This is a genomic window from Arthrobacter sp. MOO21, from assembly GCF_057369995.2.
The window spans coordinates 3,124,678-3,142,915 of the sequence record NZ_CM170671.2 but is presented as its reverse complement, the minus strand read 5'-3'; the positions used below and the strand labels follow the sequence as shown (position 1 = coordinate 3,142,915).

The 18,238-nt window shown below is 68.0% G+C and carries 21 protein-coding genes and 1 riboswitch; of the genes, 9 read left to right on the top strand and 12 right to left on the bottom strand.

Annotated features, from left to right (window positions below; all coding sequences use genetic code 11):
* Positions 1-3: 3 nt before the first annotated feature.
* Entirely contained in the window at positions 4-1,098 is a 1,095-nt protein-coding gene (gene hemE / locus AC2JAJ_RS14660) for a uroporphyrinogen decarboxylase (RefSeq protein ID WP_486415360.1), read from the bottom strand.
* 159 nt (positions 1,099-1,257) lie between these two features.
* On the opposite strand from hemE, the gene AC2JAJ_RS14655 reads away from it, so the two are divergent.
* Positions 1,258-2,577 (top strand): glutamyl-tRNA reductase, encoded by a 1,320-nt coding sequence (locus AC2JAJ_RS14655; RefSeq protein WP_486415361.1) that lies wholly within the window; start codon positions 1,258-1,260, stop codon positions 2,575-2,577.
* Positions 2,578-2,657: 80 nt separating this feature from the next.
* Here the strand turns inward: AC2JAJ_RS14655 and moeB are convergent, their stop codons facing one another.
* Positions 2,658-3,857, bottom strand: a complete 1,200-nt coding sequence (gene moeB, locus AC2JAJ_RS14650; RefSeq protein ID WP_473696800.1) for a molybdopterin-synthase adenylyltransferase MoeB — start codon at positions 3,855-3,857, stop codon at positions 2,658-2,660.
* An 84-nt stretch (positions 3,858-3,941) separates the two neighbouring features.
* Here moeB and AC2JAJ_RS14645 point away from each other — a divergent pair, with 84 nt between their 5' ends.
* Genes AC2JAJ_RS14645 through AC2JAJ_RS14635 form a run of 3 tightly spaced genes read left to right on the top strand, consistent with a single transcriptional unit; the run spans position 3,942 to position 5,217 of the window.
* Positions 3,942-4,607 (top strand): TetR/AcrR family transcriptional regulator, encoded by a 666-nt coding sequence (locus AC2JAJ_RS14645; RefSeq protein WP_221386621.1) that lies wholly within the window; start codon positions 3,942-3,944, stop codon positions 4,605-4,607.
* Between the two features lie 49 nt (positions 4,608-4,656).
* Positions 4,657-4,881, top strand: coding sequence for a DUF3107 domain-containing protein (locus tag AC2JAJ_RS14640; RefSeq protein ID WP_221386620.1), 225 nt, complete (start codon positions 4,657-4,659; stop codon positions 4,879-4,881).
* 33 nt (positions 4,882-4,914) lie between these two features.
* A complete protein-coding gene (locus AC2JAJ_RS14635; protein ID WP_221386619.1) occupies positions 4,915-5,217 on the top strand; it encodes a hypothetical protein in 303 nt (100 codons plus the stop codon).
* A 69-nt stretch (positions 5,218-5,286) separates the two neighbouring features.
* Here AC2JAJ_RS14635 and AC2JAJ_RS14630 read toward each other — a convergent pair whose 3' ends face one another.
* The 3 genes from AC2JAJ_RS14630 to thiO form a co-directional block, all read right to left on the bottom strand.
* The gene (locus AC2JAJ_RS14630) at positions 5,287-6,105 is read right to left on the bottom strand and encodes a thiazole synthase (RefSeq protein WP_221386618.1); all 819 of its coding nucleotides are present in this window, start codon (positions 6,103-6,105) and stop codon (positions 5,287-5,289) included.
* 4 nt (positions 6,106-6,109) lie between these two features.
* A complete protein-coding gene (gene thiS, locus AC2JAJ_RS14625) occupies positions 6,110-6,346 on the bottom strand; it encodes a sulfur carrier protein ThiS (protein ID WP_221386617.1) in 237 nt (78 codons plus the stop codon).
* Positions 6,343-7,617 (bottom strand): glycine oxidase ThiO, encoded by a 1,275-nt coding sequence (thiO, locus tag AC2JAJ_RS14620; RefSeq protein WP_486415362.1) that lies wholly within the window; start codon positions 7,615-7,617, stop codon positions 6,343-6,345. The genes thiS and thiO overlap by 4 nt, the downstream gene beginning before the upstream one ends.
* A riboswitch (TPP riboswitch) is annotated at positions 7,610-7,728 on the bottom strand. (Overlaps the previous gene by 8 nt.)
* A 27-nt stretch (positions 7,729-7,755) precedes the next feature.
* On the opposite strand from thiO, the gene thiE reads away from it, so the two are divergent.
* The gene (thiE, locus tag AC2JAJ_RS14615) at positions 7,756-8,439 is read left to right on the top strand and encodes a thiamine phosphate synthase (RefSeq protein WP_221386615.1); all 684 of its coding nucleotides are present in this window, start codon (positions 7,756-7,758) and stop codon (positions 8,437-8,439) included.
* Between the two features lie 39 nt (positions 8,440-8,478).
* Positions 8,479-9,966, top strand: a complete 1,488-nt coding sequence (locus AC2JAJ_RS14610) for an RNB domain-containing ribonuclease (RefSeq protein ID WP_486415363.1) — start codon at positions 8,479-8,481, stop codon at positions 9,964-9,966.
* Between the two features lie 4 nt (positions 9,967-9,970).
* Here AC2JAJ_RS14610 and AC2JAJ_RS14605 read toward each other — a convergent pair whose 3' ends face one another.
* The 7 genes from AC2JAJ_RS14605 to AC2JAJ_RS14575 all read right to left on the bottom strand — a co-directional run bounded on the left by AC2JAJ_RS14605 (position 9,971) and on the right by AC2JAJ_RS14575 (position 15,358).
* Complete coding sequence (locus tag AC2JAJ_RS14605; protein WP_486415364.1) at positions 9,971-11,251, bottom strand: MFS transporter; 1,281 nt, start codon at positions 11,249-11,251, stop codon at positions 9,971-9,973.
* A 117-nt stretch (positions 11,252-11,368) separates the two neighbouring features.
* On the bottom strand, positions 11,369-12,769 hold the full coding sequence (locus AC2JAJ_RS14600; RefSeq protein WP_486415365.1) for an MBL fold metallo-hydrolase: 1,401 nt from the start codon (positions 12,767-12,769) through the stop codon (positions 11,369-11,371).
* 114 nt (positions 12,770-12,883) lie between these two features.
* Positions 12,884-13,246 (bottom strand): thioredoxin, encoded by a 363-nt coding sequence (gene trxA, locus AC2JAJ_RS14595; RefSeq protein WP_486415366.1) that lies wholly within the window; start codon positions 13,244-13,246, stop codon positions 12,884-12,886.
* Between the two features lie 27 nt (positions 13,247-13,273).
* The gene (locus AC2JAJ_RS14590) at positions 13,274-13,570 is read right to left on the bottom strand and encodes a rhodanese-like domain-containing protein (protein ID WP_236820356.1); all 297 of its coding nucleotides are present in this window, start codon (positions 13,568-13,570) and stop codon (positions 13,274-13,276) included.
* Between the two features lie 48 nt (positions 13,571-13,618).
* Entirely contained in the window at positions 13,619-13,960 is a 342-nt protein-coding gene (locus AC2JAJ_RS14585; protein ID WP_473696790.1) for a rhodanese-like domain-containing protein, read from the bottom strand.
* A 25-nt stretch (positions 13,961-13,985) separates the two neighbouring features.
* Positions 13,986-14,744: a sulfite exporter TauE/SafE family protein gene (locus AC2JAJ_RS14580; RefSeq protein ID WP_486415367.1), complete on the bottom strand. Its 759-nt coding sequence runs from the start codon at positions 14,742-14,744 to the stop codon at positions 13,986-13,988.
* Positions 14,741-15,358, bottom strand: a complete 618-nt coding sequence (locus AC2JAJ_RS14575) for a rhodanese-like domain-containing protein (protein ID WP_486415368.1) — start codon at positions 15,356-15,358, stop codon at positions 14,741-14,743. Before AC2JAJ_RS14575 ends, AC2JAJ_RS14580 begins: the two co-directional genes overlap by 4 nt.
* A 123-nt stretch (positions 15,359-15,481) precedes the next feature.
* Between AC2JAJ_RS14575 and AC2JAJ_RS14570 the strand changes: the two genes are divergently transcribed.
* The 3 genes from AC2JAJ_RS14570 to AC2JAJ_RS14560 all read left to right on the top strand — a co-directional run bounded on the left by AC2JAJ_RS14570 (position 15,482) and on the right by AC2JAJ_RS14560 (position 18,232).
* Positions 15,482-15,739 (top strand): metal-sensitive transcriptional regulator, encoded by a 258-nt coding sequence (locus AC2JAJ_RS14570; protein WP_043452296.1) that lies wholly within the window; start codon positions 15,482-15,484, stop codon positions 15,737-15,739.
* Positions 15,740-15,805: 66 nt separating this feature from the next.
* Positions 15,806-16,213, top strand: coding sequence for a DUF302 domain-containing protein (locus tag AC2JAJ_RS14565; RefSeq protein ID WP_486415369.1), 408 nt, complete (start codon positions 15,806-15,808; stop codon positions 16,211-16,213).
* A gap of 333 nt (positions 16,214-16,546) precedes the next feature.
* A complete protein-coding gene (locus tag AC2JAJ_RS14560) occupies positions 16,547-18,232 on the top strand; it encodes a DEAD/DEAH box helicase (RefSeq protein WP_486415370.1) in 1,686 nt (561 codons plus the stop codon).
* The last annotated feature ends 6 nt before the right edge of the window (positions 18,233-18,238 follow it).

Below are 18,238 nucleotides of genomic sequence, written 5' to 3'. Positions count from 1 at the left end.
GGACTACTCCGGCGAGATCGAGTGGATCAGTTCGACCACGCGCGTCAATACGGCGGGGTCCGTTTCCGGCGGCACTCCGTGCCCCAGGTTCAGGACGTGGCCCGGGGCCCCGGATCCGGCGGCGATCACGTCGCGCACATGCGCTTCCAGGATGTCCCAGGGAGCAGCCAGCAAAGCGGGGTCGATGTTGCCCTGCAGCGGCACCGTCCCACCCAGGCGGCGGTTGGCTTCGTCCAGCGGCAGCCGGTAATCCACGCCCACCACGTCCACGCCGACGTCGCGCATGGCAACGAGCAGTTCGGAGGTGCCGGTGCCGAAGTGGACCAGCGGGGCACCGAGGTGCCGGACGTGGTCCAGGGCCCGGGTGGAGGCCGGTGCGACGTATTTCGTGTAGTCCGCCAGGCCGAGCGAGCCGGCCCAGGAGTCAAAGAGCTGGCCGGCTGACGCGCCGGCTTCAAGCTGCGCCTGGAGGAACATGCCGGAAGCGTCCGCGGCCCAGTTGGCCAGGGCGGCCCAGGTCTCCGGGTCTGCATGCATCATGGTGCGGGGGCCAAGGTGGTCGCGGGACGGCTTGCCTTCGACCATGTAGGCCGCAAGGGTGAACGGTGCACCGGCGAAACCGATCAGCGGGGTCTTGCCCAGTTCGGCCACGGTGAGGCGGACCGCTTCGCGGATCGGTTCCAGCGCCTCCCATGTCAGCTGTGGCAGGGCGGCGACGTCAGCCGCGGTGCGCACGGGCTTGTCCAGCACCGGTCCCACGCCCGGCACGATGTCCACCCCGACGCCGGCCAGCTTCAGGGGGATGACGATGTCGGAGAAGAAGATCCCGGCGTCCACATCATGGCGGCGCACGGGCTGGAGCGTGATCTCCGAAGCCAGTTCCGGCCGGAGGCAGGAGTCCAGCATGGCAATGCCTTCGCGCACCTTCAGGTATTCCGGCAGCGACCGGCCGGCCTGGCGCATGAACCAGACGGGACGGCGGGAGGGCTTGCCCCCGCGGTAGGCCGTGATCAGCGGGGAATCCGCGGTGCGGCCATCCAGCAGCGGGTGGTCGGCGGCAAGGGTGCCGGCAGCGGAGACGGCGGGGCTAGGAGTCATGCTTTTGATTGTGCCGAAAAAGAGCCGCAAAAGATAACGACAACGTGTCTGCCCGCGCCCGGCCATGGAACCCGTGGCAGGAATCACAGCCATAACCGGCCGCCGGCGCGGCCGGGGGGTTGTTCTACCAAGGTGCGAAAAAGCTATGATTGGTCTGCTGTGGTTCTTTTCTCATTGGTGGCTACACACGCCGACATCGACCTTGAAACCGTCGCTCAGTTGAGCAACGGTTCCTCCGGCATTGCCGCATCCGCGCTGACGGAATCCCCGGCAGTGGCGGGCGCCGTGGTCCTGGCCACCTGCAACCGCTACGAAATTTACGGGGAAGCCCGCAATGCCGACGACGTCGAGGCCGCACGGGCGGCGCTCGTGGCCCGCATCAGCGAGGCCAGCGGACTGGCCGAGCCCCTCGTATCGCGTTCCTTCAGTACCCGCACCGGGCCGGAAGTGACCCAGCACCTGTTCGCCGTGAGCGCGGGCCTGGATTCCGCCGTCGTGGGTGAACGCGAGATTGCCGGCCAGGTGCGGCGGGCCCTAATCGCCGCCCAGCACGAAGGCACCGCCAGCTCCGGGCTGGTCCGGCTGTTCCAGGCCGCTTCCAAGACGGCCAAGGATGTCGGCGCCCAGACCGCCCTCGGTTCCCGCGGCCTTTCGATTGTTTCCGTGGCGCTGGACCTCGCAACCGACCTGTCCGAGAACGCCGACTGGTCCGCCAAGAAGGTGGTGGTCTTCGGGACCGGCGCCTACGCCGGCGCCACCATGGCGCTGCTGCGCGAACGCGGCTGCACGGACATCTCCGTCTTCTCCTCCTCCGGACGGGCCGAAGGCTTCGTGGCAACCCGGGGCGGCACAGCCCTGGACACCGAGTCGCTGCGGCCCGCCGTCGCAGCGGCGGACGTCATGATCGGCTGCAGCGGTTCCGATACCCGTGTGGAGGCCGACGAACTGGCCCAGGTGCGCGCGAACTCCCAGCAGCCCCTGATAGCCATCGACCTCGCCCTCACCCACGACTTCGACCCCGCGGTGGGCGAACTGGACGGCGTCGAGCTGCTGACCCTCGAGTCCGTGCGACTCGCGGCGCCCCAGGAGCAGGCGGAATCCCTGGCCCAGGCGAGCGGCATCGTCAAGGGCGCTGCAAAGGCGTTCGAGCAGGAGCGCGAAGCCCGGTCCGTGGACTCTGCCATCGTTGCCCTGCGGCGCCACACGATGAACGTGCTGGACGCGGAAATGGAAAAGGTCCGTGCCCGCCACGGCTGCACCGCCGCCGCCGAGGAAGTCGAGTTCGCGCTGCGCCGGATGGTCAAGCAGTTGCTGCACGTGCCCACGGTGCGCGCCCGCGAGCTCGCCGCCAACGGACAGCAGGACGACTACGTGGCCGCCCTCGAGGCCCTGTATGGCATCACGGTGGAGCAGCCCGCTCCCTCCGCCGCCGCAGCGGCCGAATGCCCGGTGGACCACCAAGGCCGCGAAACCGCCTGACCCGCCAAAACCCCCGTTGCTCTATCAGATATGGCTCCTAAACCACCGGTTTGGGAGCCATATCTGATAGAGCAAGCAGGTCAGTAGACGGGCTTTTGCGGTTCTACGTCGCGCACCCAGGCCAGGATGCCGCCGTCGAGATGGCTGACCCTTTCGTAGCCGGCCTGACGCGCGGCTGCCAGCACGTTCGCTGAACGCGTCCCCGCCTTGCAGTGGAAGACGATGTCCCGGTCCTGCGGGAGTTCGTTCCACGCCTCCCCCGCCAGGATCCGTCCCTGCGGGATGAGCTTCGCGCCATCGATCCGGACGATGTCGTATTCGCCGGCTTCCCGAACATCCACCAGCTCGAAGTCCTTCAGCCCGGCCTTCCGGGACGCCAGCATGGTGGCCAGCTGCGTGGCCGTCACGGTGTGTTCCTTGTCTGTGGCGGCTTCCGGTGCGATCCCGCAGAACGCTTCGTAATCGGTCAGCTCGGTGATGGGTTCCGCGGCGGGGTCCTTGGACACGCGGATCTCGCGCCAGCTGCCACCCAGGGCGTCAAAAAGTGCCACCCGGCCCAACAGGGAACGCCCGACGCCGGTGATCAGCTTCACTGCCTCGGTCACCATGAGCGATCCCACGGCGGCGCACAGCATGCCGAACACGCCGCCCTCGCCGCAGGAGGGCACGGAACCGGCAGGCGGGGCCTCCGGGTACAGGTCCCGGTACGTGGGGCCGTGCTTCTCCCAGAAGACGCTGACCTGGCCGTCGAAACGGAAGATGGAACCCCACACGTAGGGCTTGCCCAGGATGGCAGCGGCGTCATTCACCAGATACCTCGTGGCAAAGTTGTCGGCCCCGTCGAGGATCAGGTCGTAGCCGGCGAACAGGTCCAGGGCGTTGGATGCGTCCAGCCGGACGTTGTGCAGCCGGACGTCCACCAGCGGGTTCAGCGCGGCGATCGCGTCGCGGGCGGATTCGATCTTGGGCCGGCCAACGTCGCTGACGCCGTGGATCACCTGGCGCTGCAGGTTGCTGAGGTCAACGGTGTCATCATCGACGATGCCCAGTGTCCCCACGCCGGCTGCAGCCAGGTACAGGAGGGCGGGCGAACCCAGGCCACCGGCACCGATGACGAGCACTTTGGCGTTCTTGAGCCGCCGTTGGCCGAGCGCGCCGATTTCAGGAATGATCAAGTGGCGCGAATACCGTTCGACCTCTTCGGGGCTGAGTTCCCCGGCAGGTTCCACCAGCGGATCCAGGGACAGGGTTGAAACATTTGCGGTGAAAGACGAAGCCATACTTCAATGTATGCCCCAGGATACTGCCGGGTCATATTACCCCGCAGTAAAGTGAAGGTAACTGCAATGGAAAGAAGGATAACTGTGGTCCCTGAAGCACGGGCTGACCGCCCGCCCGCAGCCGAACCGCAAACTCCCTCCCGCCCCGCAGGCCAACGGTCCGCCCGGCTACCCCGGGACGAACGGCGCGCGCAGCTTCTCTCCGCAGCGCAGGAGGTCTTCGTGGCCAACGGTTACCACGGCGCGGCCATGGACGAGATTGCCGAGACGGCCCATGTCAGCAAACCGGTGCTTTACCAGCACTTCCCGTCCAAACGCGAGCTGTACCTTGCCCTGCTGGAAAGCCACCTCGCCTCGCTGACCGAGCTGATGCTTGGCGCCCTGAACTCCACCACCGACAACGACGAGCGCGTGCAGGCCGTGATGCGTGCCTACTTCCGTTTCATCGCCAGTGACGACCAGGCGCACCGTCTGGTGTTCGAATCGGACCTGATCAACGACCCCGATGTCAGCTCGCGGCTGGAAACCTTCAACCGGACATTTGCCGATGCCATTGCACGCGTGATCGCAGAAGACACCAAACTCCCCCACATTGAAGCGGCACTCCTGGGCCGGGGTTTGGCCGGCATGGCGCAGGTCAGTGCACGGTACTGGCTCGAAACGGACGGGAACCTCGACCTCGATGTGGCCAGCGACCTCATCTACCGTTTAGCTTGGCGCGGAATCTCTCGCTTCCCCAAAGAGTCCTAGACTACAAATAAGACATCATCAACCGCATTGACTGGCTGGGAGGCCCCCTTTGGAAATTAAGATCGGCGTTCAGAATGTGGGCCGGGAAATCGTGCTGGAATCAACGCAGGACGCGGAGACCGTGGCCAAGGTTGTCGGCCACGCAATCAGCGAAGGAAACGAACTGCGGCTGAAGGATGACAAGGGACGCCTGATCATTGTTCCGGGAAATGCCTTGGCATACGTGGAGATCGGCGCCGAAGAGGTCCGGCGCGTAGGCTTCGGCCAATTCTAGTCCGGCCGCCGGCACGTTCCTGCAAGGAGATCCATGCTTTCGCTGACCATAGTGGTGCTGGCCACCGTTGCCGCGGGTTTCATTGTCTGGGCCAATGACAGGCGGCATGCCAAGTACGGCGCGGGTGTTGCCGCCGGTGTCGCCGCGGGTGTCGCTGCGTTGACGTGGATCATCCTGGTGGCGGCCGGGTTTGGCTACCTGCCCGGACTGACCTGGCTGCCGTGGGTCCTGCCCGTGGTGCTCGGCACCGCGGCTTCCATCGGCGCCGTCGCCTACCTTGGCCGCACCCGTGCGCGCCACGACATGGAGCGGCTTACTGCCATCCTCCGCCGGTGAACGGGCTTTAACGCGACTGTGGCCACCACCCTTCCCGGGGTGGTGGCCACAGTCGCGTTAAGGCGCGGTTCAGAGGAACTCGGCGCGGCCCTCCATGGCCGACGACGCCAGGGCGTGTTCGCGGCGCGGGATGCGCCCGGCTGCCTTCGCCATACGCCCGGCAATCACCGCATGCTTGAATGCCTCGCCCATCAGTGCGGGGTTCTGGGCCCGCGTCACGGCAGTGGCCAGCAGCACGGCGTCGCAGCCCAGCTCCATGGCAAGGGCGGCATCGGAGGCCGTGCCGATGCCGGCGTCCAGGACCACGGGCACCGAAGCGCGGGAAACGATGAGCTCGATGTTGTGCGGGTTCAGGATCCCCAGCCCGGTACCGATCGGTGCGCCCAGCGGCATCACCGCGGTGGCGCCAAGGTTTTCCAGCCGCAGTGCCAGCACCGGATCATCGTTGGTGTAGGCAAAGACCTTGAAGCCGCGGTTGACCAGCTGCTCCGTGGCGTCCACGAGTTCGACGGCGTCGGGCAGGAGGGTCTGTTCGTCGGCGATGACCTCCAGCTTCACCCAGTCGGTCTCCAGCGCCTCCCGCGCCAGCTCCGCGGTGAGGACCGCGTCCCGGGCCGTGAAGCAGCCGGCGGTGTTGGGCAGCACCCGGATGTTGTGGTCCACCAGCAGCTGGAACAGCGAGCCGGTCTCGGCCGTGGAATAACGGCGCATTGCCACTGTTGTCAGCGCCGTCCCGGAGGCAAGGAGAGCGGCCCCGAGGCCGTCCAGGCTCGGCGCCCCGCCGGTGCCCATGATCAGCCGCGATGCCAGTTCGACGCCGTCGATCACCAGGGCGTCGCCCGGCGCGGCAGCCTGGCCTGCGGGGTTGATGGTGCTGGTTTCGGTCATGGTGTCAGCCTCCCTGTACTGCAGTGACGAGTTCGATGTCGTCGCCGTCGGCGAGCGCCGTGGCGAACCATTGGCTGCGGGGCACCACCTGGGCATTGTGCGCGACGGCGACACCCAGCTTCCTGCCATCAGTCGCCTGGCCGTCGGCCGCGAGCGGACGGCCGGTGACTTGGCTGACGAGCATGGTGATGGACGCGCCGTCCACCACAGTGTGCGGGTTTCCGTTGAGGGTGATGTTCATGCTGTCTCCTTGATGTGGGTGCCGGTGGCCGCCAGTGGCCGCGAGAACCTGTCCGGACTGAACGGGGACCAGCGGGGGTCGGCGGTGCCGTCCAGAAGGTCCCGGCAGATGGCCGCCGCCGCGGGGGTGAGCAGGACGCCGTGGCGGAAGAATCCGGTGGCGATGATGAGGCCGGGAATGTGCGCGCCCGACCCGGCCGGCAAGGGCACCCGGCCCAGCAGCGGGGCGTTGTCCGGCGTTGCGGGACGGGCGCGGGCGGTGCATTCGAGCAGTTCCAGTTCGGCGACGGCCGGCACCAGCGCCTGGGCGTCCCGGAGCAGTTGGTAGACGCCGCCGGCGCTCACCGCATCCGGGAGCGCATCCTCACGCTGGGTGGCTCCGATCACCACGGTTCCGTCCTGGCGGGGAACGATGTACACGGGAAGCCCGTGGACCAGGCCCCGCACCGTTGAGGTCACCAGCGGACGGAGGTGCTGGGGGACGGCGAGGCGGAGGATGTCCCCGTGCACGGGGCGCAGGGGCAGGCGCAGTCCGTCGGGCAGTCCCCCGAGTCCAGGAGCCTGCAGCCCGTTGGCCACCACCGTTTCCGTGGCGTGGATGGTGCCGCCGCCGGCGAGGCGCACACCGGCAACCTTTCCGCCGTCCCACAGCAGCCCGGCGGCCCGGTCCTGCACCGCAAAGCCGTCAGCGGCACCTTCGACCGCAAGTTCGGGGGTCCGCGCGGCGGCACCGGCGAGGGCCAGCCGGATTGCGCCCACCAGCCGGCGCGGATCCACTTGGTGGTCGGCCGGCGTGTCCAGGGCGCAGGCAATGCCGGGGCTGAGCAGGGGCTCGCGCCGGCGGGCCTCCCGCACGGTGAGGGGTTCCACTTCCAGGCCGTTGGCCTGCTGCACCCGGCGCAGGTCCATCAGCGCCGCGCGGTCGGCGGCGTCGGCACCCACGGCGAGGGTCGGCGTCGTCAGGTATCCGGAATCCGAACCCGTTGCGGCGGCGACTCCGGCGGCGAAGCCGGGCCAGAGCGAGGATGACTCGAGCATGAGTTCCAGGAGGTCCTCCTCCTGGTAGTGCAGTTCGCTCACCGGCGCCAGCATGCCCGCGGCGGCCCAGCTGGCGCCGCTTCCCGGTGCGTCATCCACCAGTACCACCGACCGCCCGGAGCGCTGCGCCTCCCAGGCGATGCCGTGCCCCACCACTCCCCCGCCGATGACGGCAACGCCGGCATGGATCCGGGGATCTTCGGGCCCGGATGAAATGTCGAGGGGAATGCCCATCTGTTTCCTTCCCTACGCCGGTATTAACCGGATCAGGTCAAGCGGTCGGCTCTGACGCCCTCTCAGCCCGGCGCTTTATGACAGCTGCCGCAGGCTCCCGCAGTACCTGCCCAGTTTAGAGGAACTAGGCTTGCACGCATGAATCAGTCCCCCTCATTAATTCCTGCCCTCGATACCGCACGCCTGTACCTCTGCACGGATGCGCGCCGGGACCGCGGTGACTTCGCGGAGTTCGTGGATGCCGCCTTCGCCGGCGGTGTCGACATCATCCAGCTGCGCGACAAGGGCATCGAGGCGGCGGAGGAACTGGACCTCCTGGCGGTCCTGAAGGAGGCCGCACTGCGGCACGGCCGGCTGTGGGCAGTGAACGACCGGGCGGACATCGCGGTGCTGTCCGGGGCGCCGGTGTTCCACATCGGCCAAAAGGATCTTCCGCTGGCTGCCGCCCGCACCCTGGTCAACGGCAATGCCGCCATCGGGCTCTCCAGCCACACCCCCGGCCAGGTGGACGCCGCCCTCGCAGCCACTGCCGGCCCTTCCGGCCTGGACTACTTCTGCGTTGGCCCCGTCTGGGCCACACCCACCAAACCCGGCCGGACCGCCGTCGGCCCCGACCTGGTGAAGTACGCTGCCGAAGCCTCCGCCCAGGCCGGGGACCCGGTGCCCTGGTTCGCCATTGGCGGCATCGATCATGGCAACGTGCACCAGGTGGTGGAAGCCGGCGCGCGCAGGATCGTCGTGGTCCGCGCGATCACGGAAGCTGCCGATCCTGCCGCCGCGGCGGCCTCCCTGCTCGACGCGCTGGACAGCGCCAAGTCCTGAGCCTGCGCTATCGGCGTACTTGGAGATACGCTGAGTTTTGTGTCACACCATCGGCTCGCCCCCAACGTCCACGACCACAAGAATGCCCTTGAGGAAGCGCTGGGTGCGCTCCGGACGGAACTGGAGCTGCCCGGCCCGTACCCGGCAGAAGCCGTGGAAGACGCCGAAGCAGCAGTGGCGTCGCTGCAGCTGCCCTCCTACGACTTGACCGGCGTCGAATTCGTGACCATCGACCCGGCCTCGTCCACGGACCTGGACCAGGCGGTGTTCATCGAACAGGAGGGCACCGGCTACCGGGTGCTGTACGCGATCGCGGACGTGCCGGCGTTCGTTGCCCCCGGAGGTCCGCTCGACGCCGAGACGCGCCGCCGGGGCCAGACCTTCTACGCGCCGGACGGGCGCATCCCGCTGCATCCGGAGGTCATCAGCGAGGGGGCCGGCAGCCTGCTGCCCGGGCAGGAATGTTCCGCTTTCGTCTGGCATTTCGTGCTCGACGGCGACGCGGAGGTTTCCTCGGTGGGCGTCAGGCGTGCGAGGGTCCGCAGCCGCGACAAGCTCAGTTACAAAGGTGCGCAGGCGGCCCTCGACGACGGCAGCGCCCACCCCGTGCTGCATCTGCTGCGCGAGGTGGGCCTCAAGCGGGTGCAACTCGAGCGGGCACGCAACGGCGCCAGCCTGAACATGCCGGAGCAGGAGATCGTCCAGTTGCCCGACGGCGGTTTCCGGATCGACGCTGTCCCCCAGCTTCCCGTCGAGGACTGGAATGCGCAGATTTCGCTGATGACCGGCATGGCGGCCGCGCAAATGATGCTGGCCGGCAAGGTGGGCATCCTGCGCACCATGCCCGCGCCGGACGAGCGGTCCCTGCGGCACTTCCGGCTGCAGACCGAGGTGCTGGGCAGGCCGTGGGACGGGGAAGTGAGCTACGGCGAGTACCTGCGGTCCCTGGACCCCAGGGACCCGCGCCAACTGGCCATCATGCATTCGGCCGGCATGCTGTTCCGGGGCGCCTCCTACACCGCCTTTGACGGGACGGTCCCGGAAGACGCCGTGCAGTCCGCGATTGGCGCCGCCTATGCCCACACCACCGCCCCGTTGCGCCGCCTGGTGGACCGGTTTGTGCTGGTGATCTGTGAGGCGTTGAGCAACGGCGGGGATGTGCCGGCCTGGGCCCGTGAGGCCCTTCCATTGTTGCCCGGCATCATGGCAGGTTCAGACCAGCTGGCGTCACGGATGGAGCGGCTGGCACTGGACACAGTGGAGGCTGCGCTCCTGGTGAACCATATCGGGCAGGAGTTCGATGCCATCGTGATCTCCGGCTCAAAGCCGCAAAACGGGAACGGCAACGGGAAGAGCGGGAACGGCAAGAACGGGAACGGCAACGGCAGTTCGGGGATCATCCAGGTTGCCGAGCCGGCAGTAACCGCCCGCTGTGCCGGCGAACTGGAGTCAGGGACCAAGGTCCGGGTCCGGCTGCTGGCGTCGGACATCACGGCCCGCCAGGTCCACTTCGAACTCGTTCCCTAGCAGGTCAACTGCCTCCCTGGTGGTCGGTACTGCGCATGCGCACCGCGACCACGACGCCGGAGGTTGCGGTCAGGAGGGCGACGGCGGCAGTGGCGGCGGGTATCCCGAAGGCGTCCGCGAGCACTCCCGACAGCAAGGCACCCACGGCGAATCCGCCGTCGCGCCATAACCTGTAGATGCCCACCGAGCGTGCCCGCCACGCGGGGTGTGCCACGTCCCCGATGGCGGCGAGCAGGGTGGGGTACACCATGGCCGTACCTGCACCGAGGAGGATGACGGCGCCCAGCCAGGTGGCAAAGTCCGTGCCGATTGCCACCAGCCCCAGTGCCGCGGCCTGGACCAGCATGCCGGCGGTGATCAGGGATTTCCGCCCGTACCTGTCTGACAGTGCGCCGGTGGCGAGCTGGCCGGCGCCCCATACCGCCGGATAGACGGCGGCGAGGATACCGATCTCGCCCAGGCCCAGCCCGGCTGCGGCGAACAGGACCGGAAACAGGCCCCAGGCCAGTCCGTCGTTGAGGTTGTTGACCAGCCCGGCCTGGCTGGCCGCGGAGAGGGAGCGGTCCTTGAAGCTGGTGAGGGTGAACACCTGGCCCGTGGTGAGCCCGGCGCCCGCATGGCGGTGCGGACCGGAATGGCGGGAAGCTTCGGTTCTCGCATGGTCGTGGGTCTCCCGCACAGCCAGCACAGTCAGTCCGAGCCCCATGGCAATGTAGGCGGCACCGAGGAGGAAGGGGGCGGGCCGAAGGCCGTAGGTGGATGCAAGGTAGCCGGTGGCCAGCGCGGTGACGGCGACGCCCAGGTAGCCGGCGGCCTCGTTGAAACCCATGGCGAGGCCGCGTTGCCTGGGACCGGCGAGGTCCATTTTCATGATCACGGCAGTGGACCAGGTAAGGCCCTGGCTGATGCCCAGCAGCACGTTGGCCGCGACGATCCAGCCCCAGGACGGGGCGAGGATGAGCATCAGCGGGACGGGGACCGCTGCGAGCCACCCGGCAACGAGGACGGGTTTGCGGCCGTGCCTATCGGACAGGGTGCCCGCGAAGTAGTTGGTCACGGCCTTGGCCAGGCCGAAGGCGAGGATGTAGGTCAGCGCCCCGGTGTAGAGGTCAAGGTGGAAGGCTTCGGAGGCAAGCAGGGGCAGGACCGTGCGTTCCTGCCCGAGGGTTCCGCCCACCAGGGCGTTGACCGCCACCAGAAGCATGAACTGGGCCAGGTTTTGCCGCAGGCCCAATATGGCTCCGGCGGGTCCCGCAGTATGGCGCTGTGGGTTCCCGTTTGGCATCGGGGTGCTCCGTCCTGGTCAGTGGGCATGAAGGTGGCCCGGGCGCGCGGGGGACGCGCCCGGGCCGGGAGCCCGGGCAGGAGGGGGGCCCTGCCCGGGCGGTCTTTGGCCGGCTGGTTAGGCGGCGGGGACGCTGTTCAGGAAGGCGTTCCAGGCGGCGTAGCTGCCGTCGAGTTCGACGACGTCGTACCCGGCACGGCGCAGGGCGCTGGCGGCTACGGAATTCCGTACGCCTGACTGGCAGTAGGTGACGATGGTGCCGCCGTCGGGGAGTTCGTCGAGGTGCCACATGACGCGGCCGCCGCTGAGCTGGTACGAGCCCGGGACGTGCCCGGCCTTGTGCTCGGTCTTGTTGCGGACGTCCAGGACCATGGCCGCGTCGAAGCCTTCGAGTTCCTCTGGCTGGATCAGCTTGGGGGTGAAGGTGGGCAGCCCGTCGATGCTGGTGAGGTAGCCTGCCACGTTGTCGATGCCCACGCGGACCAGGTGGTCCCACATGTCCTGCGCCTGCTCCTGGTCCTTGGCCAGCAGCACCAGCGGGTTCTTGTCCGTTTCCGGATTCACCACCCAGGCGCCGTAGCTGGCCACGGACTTGCCGGCCGGGACGTTCAGGGACCGGGCCACGGTGCCTTCGTGGACTTCGCTGTTGGAGCGGGTGTCGATGAAGGTCAGGGTGTCTTCCGCCAGGCCTGCGGCGACGATCCCGGCGGAGAGCTCGGGCAGCGGGGTGCGTTCGCCCATGACGGCGGGGCCTTCGCGGTTTTCGCGCTTCATGCGGCCGAAGTAGGCGTGGGCGTCGGGCTGGCCGTCGAGGAGTTCGTCGATGAAGCCCTGCTCGTCGTTGGCCGCGAGGTAGGGGCCCCACCAGGCGTAGAGGCGTTCGTAGCCGACGGTGGAAGACGGTATGGCGCCGAGGGCCTTGCCGCAGGCGCTGCCGGCGCCGTGGGCGGGGTGGACCTGGACGTAGTCGGGCAGGGTGAGGAACTTGTCGCGCAGGCTGGCGAAGAGCTGCTTGGCGCCCTCGAAGCGGGTGTCGATGCCGCCGGCTGCTTCGTCCAGCAGGTCGGGCCGGCCCAGGTCGCCGGAGAAGACGAAGTCCCCGGAGAGCAGGTAGCCGGGCTGGTCGCTGAACGCGCCGTCGGTGACCAGGAAGGACAAGTGCTCGGGGGTGTGGCCAGGGGTGTGTAGGGCCTTGATGCTGATGTTGCCCAGGGTGATGGTGTCGCCGTCGTAGAGCCGCTCGCCCTCGAACGCGTACTGCCAGTCCGGACCGCCCTCGCCGGAGACATAGATCCTGGCGCCGGTGGCGGCTGCCAGCTCGCGGGTGCCGGAAAGGTAGTCGGCGTGGATGTGGGTCTCGGTGACAGCCACGATCTTCATGCCGTTCTTCGCGGCAAGGTCCTGGTAGACGGCGATGTCACGGCGGCCGTCCACCACGATCGCTTCACCCTTGGCCTGGCAGCCAATGACGTAGCTGGCCTGGGCGAGGTCTTCGTCGTAAATGCGCTCAATAAGCATGGGGTGCTCTCCTTCAGTTGAAAGGGGATGGGGGTGTGCTGAATCCAGTATATAGATACCCCGGGGGGTATCTCGCAACGACGGGCGTGCGACCGCCGGAAAGGAGAAAGGGGATCAGGCGTGCTGGTCCGCTGCTTCTGCGCGGGCCTTCTCCACGTCCAGATCCTTCACTGCCTGGATGACCTCTTCCAGGCCGGTGGCATTGAGCGCTCCGGGCTGTGAGAAGACCAGGGTCTTGTCCTTGAATGCCATCAGGGTGGGGATGGCAGTGATGTTGGCTGCGGCGGCCAGTGCCTGCTCGGCTTCGGTATCCACCTTGGCGAACACGATGTCGGGGTGGCGTTCTGCGGCTGCGCTGAAGATCGGTGCGAACATGCGGCAGGGGCCGCACCAGGCTGCCCAGAAGTCGACGAAGACGATGCCGCTCCCCTCCAGGGTCTGGGCGAAGGATTGCTCGGTGATTTCGATGGTTGGCATGGTCTGCGGTGTCCTTTCGGGCGGGGTTTAGGTGGTGGGGAGCCCGGCGCGGGTCCAGGCGGTCATGCCGCCGGCCATGGTGTCGGCTTTGTATCCGGCGCCGTTCAGGGCATCGGCGACGGCGGCGCTGCGGTTTCCGCTGCGGCAGACGGCGATCACGGGCACGGCCGGGTCGAGCTCGCCGAGGCGGGCCTGCAGTTGGCCCATGGGGATGTGCAGAGCGCCGGGGATCATGCCCTCGGCGACCTCGAAGTCCTCGCGGACGTCCAGGATCCGGGCAGTGGAGCGGCGCTGGTCGGTTTCGGTGATGGTGATTTCAGCCATGGGAGGTTCTCCTTCGAAGTGGTATCGGCTGGTAACGGTGGAGCTGGTTCAGCGGACGGGCTCGCCGGCCTGGCGCCAGGCGGCCATGCCGCCGCGCACCGAGTAGGCGTCGTATCCCTTGGCGGCAAGGAGCCTGGCTGCCGAGGCGGAGCGCACGCCGGACGCGCAGACGGTGATCACGGGGCGGCTTTTCTGGATCCCCGCGGTACTGCCCTGCAGCCGGTCCAGGGGGACGTGCCTGGCCTGCGGCGCCCGGCCGGTCCGCCATTCCTGGGCGGACCTGACATCGATGAGCGTGGCGCCCGACCCCAGGAGTTCCTTGGCCTGCGGCACCGATATCGTTTTGTAGGGCTTGCTGAAGGCCTTCTTGAGGGAGTCGAGAAGTCCCATGACGTGTTCTCCTGCTGGGTAGGGGTCAGGCGGTGACGGTGCCGGCGGTGACCCACGCCGCGACGGCGAAGATGAGTACCGCGAATGAGATGCGGATGTGCTTGTCGTGCAGGCGGCGGGCCAGGCGTGCGGCGACGAGGGAGCCGAGGATGGCCGGGACCGCGAATGCGAGGGTGGTGGCCCAGTCGATCGTGTAGCCGGTGGCGTGGGCGCTGAAGCCTGCCGCGGAGTTGACCACGATGATCGCCAGGGAGGTTCCCACGGCCTGCTTCATGCGCAGGCCCAGGAAGATGGTCAGCGCCGGGGTGATGAGGAACCCGCCGCCTACGCCGAGCAGGCCGGTGAGGAACCCCACGAGCAGCCCCACGCCTACCGCCTTGGGGGCGCAGGATCGGAAGGCCCGGTGCGGGCCCGTACTGCAGGAGCCTTCGGATTCGCGTGGCTTCATGAGCATCCGGATGCCGGCTGCGACCATGATCGCGGCGAAGGCGAGCATCAGGATGTTCGGGTCCAGCAGCTTGCCGACGGCGGCGCCGGCCCAGGCCGCCGGTATGCCGGCGCCGCCGACCAGCGCGATGACGGGCCAGTTCAGGCCCTCCCTGGCCCTGGGCAGCAGGGCTGCCAGCGAGGACACGCCCACCACCAGCAGCGACGTCGGGATCGCCTGGGCGGGGCTCATGCCCACCCCGTAGACGAGGGCGGGGACGGCGATGATTGACCCGCCGCCGCCCACTACGCCCAGGACGATGCCGACGACGAGCCCCAGGGCCAGGGCAGGGATCATGCCGCGGCGCCCTCTTCAGCCGTCTGCACGGGAAGCTGCAGGATGGCGCTTTCGCGGGTGGGTTCCGTGGCGGCCTTGTTCCAGGGCATGGCCGAGAGGGCCTTGCCCATGGCGCAGGTGTTGGTCGCGGCCGAGAACGTCAGCCCGGTGCCGATGGCACCGGCGAGCATGCGCACCTTGGGCGAGACGAACTTGCCTCCGGCCAGGCCCAGCATCACCAGGGAGCCGGCAGCCAGGCGGACCTGGCGCTCGAGGTCCCAGCGGTCCTTGCCCTTGACCACGTCGCCGCCGGCGGCAGCGAAGCCGGGAACCCCGCCGGTGAGGACGTAGGCGGTGTCGAGGCCAACGGTTGCCATGCGCTGGCGTGCCTGCTCGGCGCGGACGCCGGACTGGCAGACCAGGACCACGCGTGAGCCCAGCCGGGCGGCGAGCTCGTCGGTGTGCTCGGACAGCAGGGGCAGCGGAACGTTGTAGGAGCCGCGGATGTGCATGGACTCGAACTCGGCGGCGGAACGCACGTCAATCACCATGAGGTCCTGGTGCTCCGTGATCCAGGCCTGCAGGGTCTCGGGAGCCAGTGCGGTGACGGCGGTTGCCTTGGAAGGGGAAGTCATAAGTGGCCTCTCGGAAGGGGTCTGGTGGATACCCCACCGAGTATTGCAGATACCCCCCGGGGTAGTCAAAACACCCACGGGGGTATAGACTGAGGGGCAGGAACTTACCGATGGAGACCCCTCATGGAACTGAACCCCACCGAACTCACCCCCGTGATCAACCGCCTCAAGCGCGCCCAGGGCCAGCTCGCGGCCGTCACCCGGATGCTTGAAGAAGGCCGGGACTGCAAGGACGTCGTCACCCAGTTGGCCGCCGTGTCCAAGGCCCTTGACCGGGCGGGCTTCGCCATCATCGCCACCGGACTGGAGCAGTGCATCGTCCAGAAGGACGAAACCATGGACCGCAAAGACCTGGAAAAGCTCTTCCTCTCCCTCGCCTGACAGGCCGAACCGCCAGGCAACACAGACCGCCAGCGGCCCGAACCGCAGCTCAACCAAGGAGTCTCCATGGGTTACACCAACAGCGTCACCGTCCCCATCGCCTGGGACGAAGCAGTCCAGCGCACCCGCGACGCCCTTGCAGCGGAAGGTTTCGGAATCCTGACGGAAATAAACGTCCGGAACACTTTCGAAGCCAAGCTTGGCGCTGAAGCCGCGGACGCCGTCGGGGATTACATCATCCTCGGCGCCTGCAACCCCGCCCTCGCCAGCCGTGCCCTGGCCGCCGAGCCCGAAATGGGCGCCTTGCTGCCCTGCAATGTGGTGGTCCGGAAGGCCAAAGGCGCGGGCGAAACAACCATCGAGGCCATCGACCCCCAGGCCATGGTCCAGCTCAGCAGCGCCCCTTCCGTCAAGGAAGTGGCGGACGACGCCGACGCCCGCCTCCGCCGGGCCCTGGACGCCCTTGCCGGCTAGCCACGCCGCCCCTCCGTCCCGCTGCCGCGGGCGGGACAGTCGGGCCGCCCGCGTGTGCACTGGCGCCGAAACCGTGTTTTTGGCCCCTTGCGGCTAGACTGAACACGTAGAAAACGGATGCCCGGTCGTTGATTTCCATGTTTTGAAACCAACAAGCCCGCCCCTACGCGATCTTGAGATTCACCCGCTGGTCACCAGTGCCAGCATTTAGATAGCCCGCGATCGGCTTCCACTGGAATTGCGTGTGCGCCCGAGCGTGCTCCGGAACGGCCAGCCCCGGCCGGCCCGTCGAGCAGGCAGCGCCATTGCCCAAATGAATAAGGAAACTCCCCTGTGAGTGAATTGCATACCCACCAGCTTTTGACCGATGAGTCCGGCACGGAGACGATCGAGCCGGAAGAGACCATCATCTCGGACGAGACGCCGCACGAAATCGCGGAAAAGTCCTTCGCCGACTACAACGTCCGCGCGGACATCGTCGAGTCCCTGGCCGACGCCGGCATCACCCACCCCTTCCCCATCCAGGCCATGACCCTCCCCGTGGCGCTGTCCGGCCACGACATCATCGGCCAGGCAAAGACCGGCACCGGCAAGACCCTGGGCTTCGGCATCCCGGCGTTGCAGCGGGTCATCGGGCAGGACGACCCCGGCTACGCGAAGCTGGCCGTTCCCGGCGCCCCGCAGGCCCTGGTGGTGGTACCCACCCGTGAACTCGCGGTCCAGGTGGCCAACGACCTCCAGACCGCATCGACCAAGCGGAACGCGAGGATCGCCACGATCTACGGCGGCCGCGCCTACGAGCCCCAGGTGGAGTCCCTGAAACAGGGCGTTGAGGTGGTCGTGGGCACCCCCGGGCGCCTGATCGACCTCTACAAGCAGAAGCACCTGAGCCTGAAGAACGTCAAGATCGTCGTGCTGGACGAAGCCGACGAAATGCTGGACCTCGGCTTCCTGCCGGACGTGGAGACCCTCATCGCGGCGACTCCCGCCGTCCGCCAGACCCTCCTGTTCTCCGCCACCATGCCCGGCCCCGTCATCGCCATGGCGCGCCGCTACATGACCCAGCCGACGCACATCCGGGCGGCTGACCCCGAGGATGAGGGCCTGACCAAGCGGGACATCCGCCAGCTGATCTACCGTGCGCACAGCATGGACAAGACCGAAGTGGTGGCCCGGATCCTGCAGGCCCGCGGCCGTGGCCGCACCATCATCTTCACCAAGACCAAGCGCACCGCCGCCAAGGTGGCCGAGGAACTGGTGGACCGCGGATTCGCCGCCGCCGCCATCCACGGCGACCTGGGCCAGGGTGCCCGCGAACAGGCGCTGCGGGCGTTCCGCAACAACAAGGTGGACGTCCTGGTGGCCACCGACGTCGCGGCGCGCGGCATCGACGTCGAGGATGTCACCCACGTGATCAACTACCAGTGCGTGGAAGACGAAAAGATCTACCTGCACCGCGTGGGCCGCACCGGGCGCGCCGGCAACAAGGGCACGGCCGTCACCTTCGTCGACTGGGACGATGTTCCCCGCTGGGCGCTGATCAACAAGGCACTGGGGCTCAACGTGCCCGAACCCGTGGAGACCTACTCCTCCTCGCCGCACCTCTACACGGACCTGGACATTCCCGAGGGAACCAAGGGCCGCCTCCCGCGCGATAAGCGGACGCTGGCCGGCGTCGACGCCGAGGTGCTTGAGGACCTGGGCGAGACCGGCAAGAAGAACAGCCGCGGTGGCAGGGACCAGGAGGGCCGGGGCCGCACCCGCAGCAGCGGCAGCCGCGAGAGCGGCCGCAGCAGCGAAGGCGGGCGCAGCAGCGACTCGGCGCCCCGCTCAGGCCAGCGCCGCCGTCGTACGTCCGACTCTGCCGCCACCGCTGCTTCAGGCGAGTCCTCCACCCCCGCCACCGAGGGAGAACAGCCCACGCGTGCCCGGCGAAGCCGCACCCGCACACGCCGCCGCAACGGTGAAGTGGTAGCCGGTGCCGACAAGGGCACCCAGCCTGGCACCTCCGAGGGCTAACTGCCC